Annotated in this window: 11 protein-coding genes; 4 read left to right on the forward strand and 7 right to left on the reverse strand. The window is 40.5% G+C overall.

Annotated elements, in window-relative coordinates; translation table 11 throughout:
• Nucleotides 1-6: 6 nt before the first annotated feature.
• Genes CAN34_RS02975 through CAN34_RS02985 form a run of 3 tightly spaced genes read right to left on the reverse strand, consistent with a single transcriptional unit; the run spans nucleotide 7 to nucleotide 2563 of the window.
• Nucleotides 7-927 (reverse strand): hypothetical protein, encoded by a 921-nt coding sequence (locus CAN34_RS02975; protein ID WP_089554382.1) that lies wholly within the window; start codon nucleotides 925-927, stop codon nucleotides 7-9.
• Nucleotides 928-956: 29 nt separating this feature from the next.
• Nucleotides 957-1808, reverse strand: a complete 852-nt coding sequence (locus tag CAN34_RS02980; RefSeq protein WP_089554383.1) for a glycosyltransferase family 25 protein — start codon at nucleotides 1806-1808, stop codon at nucleotides 957-959.
• 5 nt (nucleotides 1809-1813) lie between these two features.
• Nucleotides 1814-2563 (reverse strand): hypothetical protein, encoded by a 750-nt coding sequence (locus CAN34_RS02985; RefSeq protein ID WP_089554384.1) that lies wholly within the window; start codon nucleotides 2561-2563, stop codon nucleotides 1814-1816.
• Nucleotides 2564-2840: 277 nt separating this feature from the next.
• On the opposite strand from CAN34_RS02985, the gene CAN34_RS02990 reads away from it, so the two are divergent.
• On the forward strand, nucleotides 2841-3962 hold the full coding sequence (locus tag CAN34_RS02990; protein WP_089554385.1) for a glycosyltransferase: 1122 nt from the start codon (nucleotides 2841-2843) through the stop codon (nucleotides 3960-3962).
• Here the strand turns inward: CAN34_RS02990 and CAN34_RS02995 are convergent.
• The 4 genes from CAN34_RS02995 to aspS all read right to left on the reverse strand — a co-directional run bounded on the left by CAN34_RS02995 (nucleotide 3955) and on the right by aspS (nucleotide 8607).
• On the reverse strand, nucleotides 3955-4917 hold the full coding sequence (locus tag CAN34_RS02995) for a hypothetical protein (RefSeq protein ID WP_254423059.1): 963 nt from the start codon (nucleotides 4915-4917) through the stop codon (nucleotides 3955-3957). The genes CAN34_RS02990 and CAN34_RS02995 overlap by 8 nt on opposite strands.
• Nucleotides 4866-5666, reverse strand: a complete 801-nt coding sequence (locus tag CAN34_RS03000) for a glycosyltransferase (protein WP_089554386.1) — start codon at nucleotides 5664-5666, stop codon at nucleotides 4866-4868. The genes CAN34_RS02995 and CAN34_RS03000 overlap by 52 nt, the downstream gene beginning before the upstream one ends.
• A gap of 120 nt (nucleotides 5667-5786) precedes the next feature.
• The gene (locus CAN34_RS03005) at nucleotides 5787-6713 is read right to left on the reverse strand and encodes a lysophospholipid acyltransferase family protein (RefSeq protein WP_089554387.1); all 927 of its coding nucleotides are present in this window, start codon (nucleotides 6711-6713) and stop codon (nucleotides 5787-5789) included.
• 67 nt (nucleotides 6714-6780) lie between these two features.
• Nucleotides 6781-8607: an aspartate--tRNA ligase gene (gene aspS / locus CAN34_RS03010; protein ID WP_089554392.1), complete on the reverse strand. Its 1827-nt coding sequence runs from the start codon at nucleotides 8605-8607 to the stop codon at nucleotides 6781-6783.
• Nucleotides 8608-8955: 348 nt separating this feature from the next.
• On the opposite strand from aspS, the gene sohB reads away from it, so the two are divergent.
• From sohB to CAN34_RS03025, 3 genes are all read left to right on the forward strand, one after another.
• Complete coding sequence (gene sohB / locus CAN34_RS03015; RefSeq protein WP_302476508.1) at nucleotides 8956-9948, forward strand: protease SohB; 993 nt, start codon at nucleotides 8956-8958, stop codon at nucleotides 9946-9948.
• 255 nt (nucleotides 9949-10203) lie between these two features.
• Nucleotides 10204-11454 (forward strand): acyl-CoA dehydrogenase family protein, encoded by a 1251-nt coding sequence (locus CAN34_RS03020; RefSeq protein ID WP_174668338.1) that lies wholly within the window; start codon nucleotides 10204-10206, stop codon nucleotides 11452-11454.
• A gap of 188 nt (nucleotides 11455-11642) precedes the next feature.
• Nucleotides 11643-12398: phosphotransferase family protein (locus CAN34_RS03025; RefSeq protein WP_133063014.1), on the forward strand; the 756-nt coding region annotated here is incomplete at its 3' end.

Here is a 12398-nt window from a genome sequence, read left to right on the forward strand (position 1 = left end):
AACTCACTATTTGTTAATCGATTCGATTATAGATTTTATAACAGTCGCTGATTCATGAGAGTTGATAGATTTTTGAGTGTCCAGATCTCTCGTAGTAATGCTCATAAACTGGTGTATTTTTTCAAGATTTAAATTATTATCACAAACCAATATGTCAGATGCATCATAGAGTGGCTCTTCTTTAATATTAGTGTTATTAGTTAATAACTTACGACCGTAAAGCATGGCTTCTATAGCTCGTAAAGTCATACCTGACTGGTTTTCTTGAAGTATTTCAATCATACAAGTTGCAGATAATGATACTTTTAGGTAATCAATATATGAAATATTAGGCTGATCAATTGAGCGAATGTCAAAATTGCAACGATAACCCATATCCTCAAGCTGAGTTTTTAAATTGTTTAACATCTCACTACGACCTTTATCTCTTCCAACGAAGCTAAAGTCATAAGTTATTGTTATATCTGAGACTTGAGATAATTTAGATGCGAATTGTGAATAAGATCTATAACCATATCTTTCAGCATCAACCTTATCAAAAGTAAAAATATTTACATCGTATTTTTCTAGTTGGGGTAATAGTAGCCTAACTTTGTGATTATCGTTAAGAGGGTTTCTTATTAATAAGACGCCTCTAAAATCAGGCTTTGTTACATTCTCTAGATAGTTGAGTATTGATTGAAGCACCAATCGATGTTCAGTAAAGATAAAAGTCGTATTGGTATTTTCTTTAATATGTTTTTTTATCAGTTTTCTATGATATTTATTTTTAAAATATCTTGGTAGTTTTTTAAACCATTTTTTTGTTTCAGTAATATCTATTGGATTAAAGAAGCTAATATCTAGAGTTTCATTCTCAATTTCTTTAAAAAAAAGATACTCATAATCAGGAAAAAATCCTAAAAAACATACTTTCTGTTTTTGCATAAACATATTGCCTTTGGCGGTACAAAAATTTAACTATCGATTAAACAACGCAAGTATTTGAAGCTATCATTATTAGGTATAATTTCTTTATAGCAACCATCTGACGAGTTTTTTAATTGATTAACGCCCATACCTAATTGTGCACTAATACGTTTCGATTTATACTTTAATGTGTTGGTTATGCTATTAGAAATCGGTTTGATATTACTTGGAGTTGAGATGTTACTAGTAGCGATACTATCGCATTGTAACTCGGGCAGTCCGTAATGAGTAGCCATATCCATTTGGATAGCGAGAGCGGGTACAGATTGCATGCTTTTTAATAGCTTGGTATGGCAAAGTAGCGCATCAGCTAAACCCGCACCATATTTAACGACATGATCAATCAGTATTTTTGCACCTATTGGCGTTAATAAGTAGGCGGCAGCCCCAGTTTTATCTAAAAATAACTTGTGTAGCGCAATACTGTCACGAAGATCAAAGCCTTGCTTGCTAATCAACTTCTTACGTCCACGAGTTTCAAAGGTTATATGATTATATTTAATATCTTGATTGCCACTTATCTCAAGAAGAGTCTTTGGCAAGTCTTGAGATAATAGAGCATCATCTTCAAGAATTAAAAACGGTTTTCCACTATCAACAATATACTGCCAAGCTCGATAATGACTTAAAAAACAGGCTACTTCTGTACGGCGAAGTTTACGCTGCCAATCATTTGCCCACTTTTCGTATTCATCATCTGTTAAGCTATCAACAGAGTTCGCTTCCCAACGTTGATAATCTATACCCAGTTTATATAATTGTTTTTCTTGAAAGTCGCAGCGCTCTTGAGCACTATCTAGGTTGATTACTAAAGCAGCTATTTTTGATTGATTAGGCATTGTTTTTATTCCGTCCACCAAGCAGTTTTATCACGATGATGCAAAGCACGGAAACGAGAATATACCGTATCAGCCTCGGGTTTTTGAACTCGTTCAAATATCTCAATAACTAAGTCGCCTAGTGGATGAGATTGTGCCAACTTATCTAAACGCCACCGCATATTACGTAGCGTGTCATCAGTGCCAACAGCAAATCCTGCGACCCCATCAAATAAAGCCAATCTCTCATTTTGCAAAGAAGCTTGGCGTTCCTCATCTGGCTTAGCACTATCAGTTGCAGTTAAGTAGCGCTCACTCTCTTGTAGCTTAATCGTATTAACCAATATAACAGCATTGATTAATAAGGCTTTGAGGTGGTCGTCATTGCTATGATCAATAAATGTATCGCAAGCTGATATAAGCCAACGAGTATTGAGCGAGGCTAATAAAAAACCATGTTCTTGTAGCCAAAGCTCCTGAAACTGAAGAAAATTTTTGTCTACATTAACATCGCGACGAATAAGTAAAATTAATATAGCATGATGATAGTTTAATTCAGGCTGCCCAACAAACTCTTTCTTCAGGTTTTCAGTATGCTGTTTTAGATTTTTATCAGCACCATGAGTATGTTTAGCAGTATCACCACTGATAATGCATTTTTTCATAACTTGCCATTCAGTATTATGAATATCAGAGACAACCTTTGACGATCCAAAACGTTTTCGATGTTGGTTGAATGAAAAAAAATTTTGTATTTTTGTTTTAGGTTTCTGCATACCTAATATTCTCCTAACAACAATTTTTGACCTGCATTAAAATAGTGCTTATTACTACAGCTAAAATACTCAAGCTTAATGACATCATAAGAAAGAGTGTTTTTTTACTGATAAGTATATATCTTAATATATGCTTGGTCTTAATCTAAAAATAGAGGAGACTAGCATACAAAGCAAGAGCGCTGCAATAATTAACCGACTGGTTTATCAGCAGTACATACTTTTTGAGAGCTAATTATAACAAGATATGCATCACAAATACGAAAGATACCTTACTATGACGTCTACAAATCGACCTATTATATTACTGATATTAAAAGCATTGGAAGGGCGGGGCGCTGAACGTATGGTCACGACATTGGCACGTGCTTATATTGAGATGAGCTATCATGTTCATGTTCTGTGCTTAGAAAAGTCGCAGGACATGCGACTAGACTCTCGCATTCAGTATCATGTCGTGCCCTACAATCAGCCGCTATTTGAGACAGAGTCTGAGCAGGCCGATGTTTATAAAAAGGTTGCTGAGCGCATAGATTCCTATGTCCTAAAGAACATAGGAACGCCTGATTTAGTTTTTGCTAACATCTACAAAGTCAACTGGATCATGGCGTATAGCCAACTACCAAACATTGTCAATGTATTACATACCGCATTATCCAAACAGTTTCAAGAAGAGCTAGCGACCATCCCTGCTCAAACTATTGCTCATTTAAAAATCGTCTATGGTGCTCATCCGTGTAGTTGTGTCAGCGAAGGTGCACGCCAAGACTTATTAGCGTTAATAGGCAACTTGAATAGAACGACAACGATTTATAATCCATGTGATGTTAATGAGATTCAAAAAGCTGCTGATCAACCGTTAACTATCGAGCAGTTTGGCTTGATTGATAAAATGTATATTATTCATGTAGCATCATTCGATACGATGAAAGGTCATCGAGAATTATTACAAGCCTATGCTAAAACCCAACGAAAGCTACCTTTGGTATTGGTGGGGAAAGGACGACTTGAAGCTGAAATGAAACGGTTGGCTATTGAGCTGGGCATTGATGACTGTGTTCACTTTTTAGGGTTTCAGTCCAATCCCTATCCGTTTATTGCAGCAGCAGCGTTGCTAGTAATGACTTCTGAGTTTGAAGGCTTTGGCTATGTGATCGTCGAGGCGCAAGCATTAAATGTGCCTGTCATCAGTACGGATTGTCCCTTTGGCCCAAGAGAGCTACTGCCAAAGAAAAACTTAGTGCCTGTCGGCGATATCAACGCATTAGCAGCACTGATAAATCAGGCAATAGATAATTTGAATCACTATAAGGTTCCGTTGAATCAGCAGCTATTGCCAAGTCATATAGCCAAGCAGTATTTAGATTTTGCTGAAGGAGTAAAAAATGATATTAATTAAAGTTGAAGAGAGATTTAGAGATAGGAGAATGATTAACAATGTTCACGCCAAGTTGCTGATAGGTTTTAGCCAATAAGTTGAACGATGGCACAATGGTATTGCTGATAACATTGTTAAGCACAGTCGGCGCGCTACGCTCTTTATCTTCGTAAAAACGTGGCTCATTGCTATTTAACAGATCAAGACCATATAAATGGATGGCGCCAGCACCACGTGAATAAGCCAACTGTGTAGCAACATAAGTAACGGTTCCTGCTTCTACAAAACCGTGAGTCATGTCTAAAGACAGTCCGATAGATACTGGCTGATGATGGCTATCGATAACAAATTGAGGGTGCTGAGCAAATGCTGATAGTGGTGTTTTTCTATTGAGCGCTTGGAGTTGTGAGTCTTTTTTTAGCAGCAAACGACTAAATTCTGAATCATTTGCTTTAACGCCCCAAGGTCTATCGACAGGATAAATAATACGTATCTGATGATGGTAGTTTTCTATTATCTGAGGATGAGCAATGGCTAATGCTTCTAGTACCGCCAAAGTGGCATATAACGGCTGACCGGTATAATACTTTTCTAAGATATCGTACTGATGCAAAATAAAGCGTGCATCGCTAATGACATAACCGACGATATTGGTAAAGTGGTGCTGAGCGGTGAGACTAATGCTACCATTAATAAAAATAGTTGCAGTGGCTAATAAATCGGTAAAATCTACGTCAACAATAGACGGACCTGAAGCAATAATATTGACGGCTTGCTTATTTAAGTTTTGCTGAGTATCTGCTGCATTAAAGGCATGAATAGATACGATTTGATTGTTAATGTCAAACTCAACGATAGGAGGTAATGCCAAGTTCAACTCCAGATATTTTCGATGTCTATTATTTTCGACGCCTGTATTGGTATTTATACCCAATACGCCTTTAGCCAAGGACTCGGTTTCACGTGACGATACCATTTACCGCCACCGCCATTAATGGCATCGGGTGGATTAATCTCACCATGAAAGATAACAATTTTTGCGCCATCAGGTAGAGTAGGCGCGCGTACGAAGTTAAAAGGAATGGGCGCGATACACTGGTATTTAAAGCTGATACACCAGTCTTTATCCCAATATTCAAGATGATGATGCTCACGTAAATAATTAGACAGGTAAGCTTGCTCATGACGAACTTGTTGTCGAATCGTATCAAAGTTACGCTCAAAGTTTGCGAGCAAGTCAGGATAAGTACCCATACCGATATTAAAGCGATATACCGAGCTATTACCAATCATACGCCACGGTTTTTTCCAGTCACGGATAATCACTACGCTGTCTTCGTGCTCAGCTTCATAAGTAAAAAAGCCATCGATATTATCAACGATCACGATATCAATATCTAAAAATAATGCGACGCCTTTGAGGTCATATAATTCTGGCTTAAAAGTAGTGAGCTTTTTCCAGCCACGCTCAGGTCCAGCAGGTAAATTAATCTCAGGTATCGGATGACAAATAACAGCCGGGTCAATACCAGTGCTGTCATCGGTTAAGCAGACCATCTGAAAGTCTAAGGTCAGATTACGACGAACCATATTATAGAGGCGGTTGACATATTCAGCACCGTATTTCTCACCCCATTTCATACAAATGATGTAACGCTGTTCAGAATTTTTGCTGTCTGTTAGCGTTTGATTGGTTAATGAATTTTGATTTACGTCAGTTGCCATAGTGCACTCATATTTATATAAATAAGGGACTAGCTATTAAAGGTTTAATAAAGAGTATAAAAGTCAGCTAATACCAGTAGTCAGAGCAGTCAGTAGCATGCGAATCTCACTGTGTCGATGTTATTTATTATCGACTCTAGCGTGATAGGTACGAATAAATTCTGCTAAATCAGCGTCATCAACATTATAGGGATTATCTATCATAGGGATATGCTTAAAGCGTCGATAGCCCCACATATAATGACTGTAATTGTCTTCAATCATACGTTGCATTGCTAGATTGAGCGCATAAGCCGCCGTTTCAGTATTTCGATCATATAATGCTGGGTCATCGAGTTTATAGCAATAAATATCAAAGCCACCTCCGTCATCACGGCGAATACATGCCAATCCGACCAGTGCGCACTTAGTTTTACTAGCAAGTTTAGAGGCAAGGGTACTGGTTAACGTCTCAACACCGAAAAAGGGCACGATGACACCGCCCGATGGATCAGGAACGTGGTCGGGTAAGACAATACTAAAGCCACCTTGTTTGAGTGTTTTAAATACTGCCTTTACCCCGCTACCATCCGTCGGTACTAACGTCGCATTGAGGCGGGCACGACCTTGTAATATGAAATCGTTGGTAATGTCACCTTTTACGGGTTTATACATGATGGTTGGCGAGCCAAATTGATTGAGCCAAGCATTCATCATCTCCCACGTACCTAGATGCGGTACGATCGCGAGCATGCCGTTAGAGCTGGCAAGTCCGTCAAGTAAAATGTCTTTATTATGGACGTCACGAATTTGCGCGATACTCCATTTAGGTGGCATTGCCCAGCTTTTGATCGACTCAATGCTGGTCAAGCATTGATGATAGATAATCTCTTTGATTAACGCTTGTTTTTGCAGATCAGATAACGCAGGCGCAATCAGCGCTATGTTGATTTTAACAGTGCGCATGATACTAGCGCTTGGCATCCTTAAAATTACCCAAGCAGCAAAACGTGCCAGCATCTGCAAAATAGACAGTGGCACGATTTTGAAAATATGATACGGATTCATGACCATTCACATGGTGACGAATCACATAATAAGCACTGTAAAAAATATCTGCGCATTATCAGACCATTTATTCAGCAGGTTTGTTGGTGTCAGCTTGCACCTTTTCACGCACACGAATACCAAGCTCACGTAGCTGCTTGCTATCTACTTCCGCAGGTGCTTGAGTTAGTGGACACTCAGCAGTTTTAGTTTTTGGGAAAGCGATGACATCACGAATGGAGTCCGCGCCTACCATCAACATAATTAAGCGATCTAAACCAAAAGCCAAGCCACCATGCGGCGGCGCACCAAATTTTAGCGCATCGAGCAAGAAGCCGAACTTGTCTTCAGCCTCTTGCGCGCCGATACCTAAAGCCTCAAGTACCGCTTGCTGCATATCAAAGGTGTTGATACGTAAGCTACCACCGCCAATTTCTGTACCGTTTAAGACCATATCATAAGCAATAGATAGCGCAGTTTCTGGGCTGTCTTTTAGCTCCTGTACTGTCCCTTTAGGCTTAGTAAACGGATGATGCATTGACGTCCATTTTCCATCGTCAGTCTCTTCAAACATCGGGAAGTCAGTCACCCAAAGCGGTGCCCACTGACAAGTTGTCATTTCAAGGTCTAGACCGATTTTCTGACGTAGTGCACCGATTGCATCATTTACCACACTGGCTTTATCCGCACCAAAGAAGATGATATCGCCATCTTCTGCAGCAGTACGTTCGATTAAACTAACCAATACATCATCCGTCATATTTTTAATGATCGGAGACTGTAGACCAGACTCTTTGTCCACGCCGTTGTTGATTTTACTAGCGTCATTGACTTTAATATAAGCCAAACCGCGCGCGCCATAGATACCAACGAACTTGGTATAAGCATCGATTTGTTTACGGCTTAATGAGGCGCCACCAGGTATGCGTAGGGCAGCAACACGACCTTTAGGATCGTTAGCAGGACCAGCAAATACTTTAAAATCAACGTCTTTCATCAAGTCGGCAACGTCGATCAATTTAAGCGGAATACGTAAGTCAGGCTTATCTGAAGCATAGTCACGCATCGCTTCCGCGTAGGTCATACGTGGGAATTGCTCAAACTCAACGTCCATCATGGTCTTAAAGACATGCTTGATAAGACCTTCGTTGATATTCATGATTTCTTCTTCATTTAAGAAGGAAGTCTCGATATCTACTTGGGTAAATTCAGGCTGACGGTCAGCACGTAAATCTTCATCACGGAAACATTTGGCAATTTGATAATAGCGGTCAAAACCTGCCACCATCAATAATTGTTTAAATAGCTGCGGTGACTGCGGTAAGGCAAAAAAGTTACCCGGACGTGTACGCGAAGGAACAAGATAATCACGCGCACCTTCTGGCGTTGCACGAGTTAAGATAGGCGTTTCAACGTCTAAAAACCCATGGTCATCTAGATAACGACGAATCGCTGAGGTAGCTTTAGCGCGGAATACCATGCGATCTTGCATTTGCGGACGACGCATATCAAGATAGCGATATTTTAGACGCAAGTCTTCTGATACCGTGGTTTTCTCATCATTTAATGGGAATGGCGGCGTTTCAGACTTTGCCAACACTTCAATTTCTTTAGCCAATAGCTCAATGTGACCACTGGTCATATTATTGTTTTCAGTACCTTCATAACGGCGACGTACGCGTCCCGTAATTTTTAGCACGTATTCTGGACGTACCGCATCAGCAGTAGCGAACGCTTCTGGGGTATCAGGATCGACGACTACCTGCAAGATACCAGCGCGGTCACGCATGTCTAAGAAAATTACTCCACCGTGATCGCGACGACGATGTACCCAGCCTACGACACTAATGGTTTGCTCTATTAAGCTTTCGGTTACGGCTCCGCAATATTCGTCTCGGTATTCGCTATGCGTCATAATGCTTTGCGTCATAATAAGGTTATCCAGTTGTCAGCCCAATTCGAAATACAATCATGCAGCCATCGTTGCGCGATTCAAGCTATCCGCTAAAAAGCACAAACAACGCGATTAAGACAAATAGTCATCACGTTGGCTACAGAAAATTTAGTGTAAAGGCATATTATGCCTAATATGCCTTTGTTATACAACCGAATCAGCCCAATCAAAGCTCAGCAAGGATAGGTATATGGCGTATTTATGCTGTAACAATTGCATTAAGTTAAATATTGTTCTTTTGCTTGAAAATATCAGCTAGCGTGCACATATCAGCCTAACTTATAAAATCATACTAAAATTATCTTAATCATTGAAGGAATCGTATTCATGCTTTTTTATCCCTCTAAAAACCCCGTTGAGTTAAGAGTTATACATCTAAATAAGAATCAAGAGCAACGCCGCGAAGACCTGATGGAAGCAACCCAAGGTAAAGCTGCCCTCAAGCAATTCAAAAAAACGATGACTAAGAAAGCAAAACAAGCGCTAAAAACCAAAAACAAGAAGAAAAATACCGATAATAAGCAACAAGTCTTTGTACTCGACTTTGATGGCGATATTAAAGCAACTGCTGTCAAACATCTACGTGAAGAAATTAGCACGCTTATTAGTACGGCGAATAAAGGCGATGAAGTCGTCGTGCGCTTAGAATCAGGCGGTGGGTTAGTACATGGTTATGGACTAGCAGCAGCACAATTGGCTCGCCTAAAAGATGCCGGCTTTAAACTAACAGTATGTGTCGATAAAGTTGCAGCTAGTGGCGGTTATATGATGGCCTGCGTAGCGGACAATATCGTGGCTGCGCCATTTGCCATTATTGGTTCTATCGGTGTGGTGTCACAATTGCCTAATTTCCATAAATGGCTCAAAAATCATGATGTAGATTATGAGATGTTTACGGCTGGTGATTATAAACGCACGGTGACTATGTTTGGTGAAAATGACGACGAAGATCGTGCCAAATATCAAGAAGAGTTAGAGCAAACGCACGAGTTATTTAAGCACTTTGTTAATCGTTATCGCGGTATGCTTGATGTGGATAAAGTCGCGACAGGCGAGCATTGGTATGGCGAAGATGCGCTGCATTTGAACCTAGTCGATAAATTACAGACATCAGATAGTTATCTGTTAGAGCGTATGGAAAACAACGACGTCTATGCACTGCATTCACGCCAAAAGCCAACACTAGCAGAAAAATTAGGGTTGTCACAAGCCGCAGAAGCAACGTTAAATATGGCAGTTGAGAAACTACCCGATGCTTTGATGCGCTTTGATTTCAATAGCCGTTTAAATATTTTAAAGTAGCTTTCTAGATGAGCTTTTAGAGGGTAATGCTGTAGTGATTTGACTCTAATCCATCCATTGTTTGTATTTTGTAAAAGGCGTGTCCCAGCGGGTCGCGCCTTTTTGCTGTTTATTAATAATCCCTGTGTTATAAATATAGGATACCAATGAGAGTATACGTACGTACACTATAAAATTTTAATTAAGCTTTTTATAAAAGCTTGATTAAGACAATCATCAAGGAAAGGGATGTCATCTATGTCTACAAACACCTTAATGTTTACCGCAACAGAACATGGCCAAGCCATGCATGCCAAAGTCAAAGCGTTTATTGAGACGCAAATTGAACCAATAGAAGCGCAATTTTGGCAAGATTGTCATGAGCAAAATCCTGATGGTAATTGGAAAAATTGGCAGTGGCCAGCAAAGTACGAAAGCTTGCGCAAACAAGCACGCGAAGCAGGTCTATGGAATTTATTCTTACCTGATGATGAATTGGGCGCAGGGCTTTCGGTTACGGATTATGCACCGATTGCAGAATTGACGGGTCGCAGTTTGCTAGCACCTTATGTATTTAACTGTAATGCGCCTGATAGTGGCAACATGGAACTGCTATGGCGTTATGGCTCGCAAGAGCAGCAAGACAAATGGTTAACGCCTATATTAGAAGGTAAGACGCGCTCTGTATTTTGTATGACTGAGCCTGATGTGGCATCAAGTGATGCGACCAATATGCAAGCGACGGCTGTGGTGAAAGGGGATGAGATTATCATCAATGGTAGTAAATGGTGGTCATCTGGTCTCGGTGATCCTGCGGTTGATGTATTGATTGTTATGGCATATACCCCTGATGAAAGTAAAGACCGTCATCATCAACATTCTATGGTGTTAGTGCCGGCAAAAACAGCGGGTGTAAACATCGAGCGTATGCTTAAAGTATTTGGTGATTATGATGCACCACATGGTCATGGCGAAGTCAGCTTCAATGAGGTACGCGTGCCAGTCAGTCACTTTATTGGTGGACCAGGTATGGGCTTTGAGATTGCGCAAGGTCGCCTAGGGCCAGGTCGGATTCATCACTGTATGCGCTGTATTGGTGCCGCCGAAAAGTCGCTAGAGCTTGCGGTTAAGCGCGGCATGGAACGTACTGCTTTTGGTAAGCCATTGCTACAATTGGGCGGTAACTTCGAACGTATCGCTGATGCGCGCATTAAAATTGATCAAGCGCGTCTATTAACGCTATATGCGGCGCAAAAGATGGACGCGCAAGGAACGAAAGCGGCACTCACTGAAATCTCTGCCATTAAAGTCGTCGCGCCAACAGTCTTACAAGATGTGGTCGATATGGCAATCCAGATTCATGGTGGTATGGGCGTTTGCCAAGACACGATGTTGCCAAGTTTCTTTGCTCAAGCACGTGCGCTACGCTTAGCCGATGGTCCTGATGAAGTACATAAAACCATGATTGCGAAATTAGAATTGAAACGTCAGGGTTTTAGCCGTTCGTCTACACCTGTCAAAGCATAATATTTATTACTACTGACTTTGTTACCACTGGCTCTGATTACTCATAATCTGATCGCTTAGAGGTACTCAGAATTAAGTTAATAATGATGCTAACTAAAAATTCACTATTGATTATTTGATAGTGAATTTTTAAATCATAAGCCTTTTAACGAAAAACCAATAAGTGACCACACGATAAGGAATATCTCATGGCAACTGTTAATTCTGCCAAAAATACTGCTACCGATAAACAAACACCTAATAAAGTATTAGATAAAGGTGGCGAAGTGCGAGAGGGCGAAGAGCTTGATGCACAAGCTGTCAGCTCATGGTTACGCGACCAAGGTGTCGACATTCAAGGCGAACCTACGGTTACTCAATTCTCAGGTGGCGCTTCAAACTGGACTTATCGCTTGCAATATGATGGTGAAGGGAAAAACCAAGACTTAATCTTGCGTCGCCCACCAAAAGGCACCAAAGCCAAATCTGCGCATGATATGGTACGAGAATACACCGTTCAAAAAGCCTTAAAAGACGCTTATCCTTATGTACCAAAAATGGTCGCGCTATGTACCAATGAAGACGTTATCGGTGCTGATTTTTATGTCATGGAGCGCATGGAAGGCATTATTCCGCGTGCCAATTTACCAAAAGGTATTGATTTAGATCCAGAGCAAACACGTACGCTATGTACAAATGTCATCGATGCTTTGGTTGAATTGCATCAAGTAGATTATAAAGAGCATCCTGAATTGGTGACCCTTGGTCGCGGTGATGGCTACTGTGAGCGCCAAGTAAGTGGCTGGGATAAGCGCTATGTCAAAGCCAAGACGCCTAACGTACCAAGCTTTGCACTGGTAAGACAATGGCTTGGTAAGCATACGCCTGCTGATAGCAAAACCTGCATTATTCATAATGATTGGCGTTTTGATAATGTAATTTTAGATGCAGCAGATCAACCAAAG

It is taken from the genome of Psychrobacter sp. DAB_AL32B (assembly GCF_002224105.1).
Taxonomy (GTDB): domain Bacteria; phylum Pseudomonadota; class Gammaproteobacteria; order Pseudomonadales; family Moraxellaceae; genus Psychrobacter.

Coding starts and splice junctions, on each gene's coding strand:
- CAN34_RS02985 (WP_089554384.1), bottom strand. CDS start 2,563: ATGCAGAAACCTAAAACAAAAATACAAAATTTTTTTTCATTCAACCAA.
- CAN34_RS03020 (WP_174668338.1), top strand. CDS start 10,204: ATGTTTACCGCAACAGAACATGGCCAAGCCATGCATGCCAAAGTCAAA.
- CAN34_RS03005 (WP_089554387.1), bottom strand. CDS start 6,713: ATGAATCCGTATCATATTTTCAAAATCGTGCCACTGTCTATTTTGCAG.
- CAN34_RS02990 (WP_089554385.1), top strand. CDS start 2,841: ATGACGTCTACAAATCGACCTATTATATTACTGATATTAAAAGCATTG.
- CAN34_RS03000 (WP_089554386.1), bottom strand. CDS start 5,666: ATGGCAACTGACGTAAATCAAAATTCATTAACCAATCAAACGCTAACA.
- CAN34_RS02995 (WP_254423059.1), bottom strand. CDS start 4,917: ATGGTATCGTCACGTGAAACCGAGTCCTTGGCTAAAGGCGTATTGGGT.
- CAN34_RS02975 (WP_089554382.1), bottom strand. CDS start 927: ATGCAAAAACAGAAAGTATGTTTTTTAGGATTTTTTCCTGATTATGAG.
- aspS (WP_089554392.1), bottom strand. CDS start 8,607: ATGACGCATAGCGAATACCGAGACGAATATTGCGGAGCCGTAACCGAA.
- CAN34_RS02980 (WP_089554383.1), bottom strand. CDS start 1,808: ATGCCTAATCAATCAAAAATAGCTGCTTTAGTAATCAACCTAGATAGT.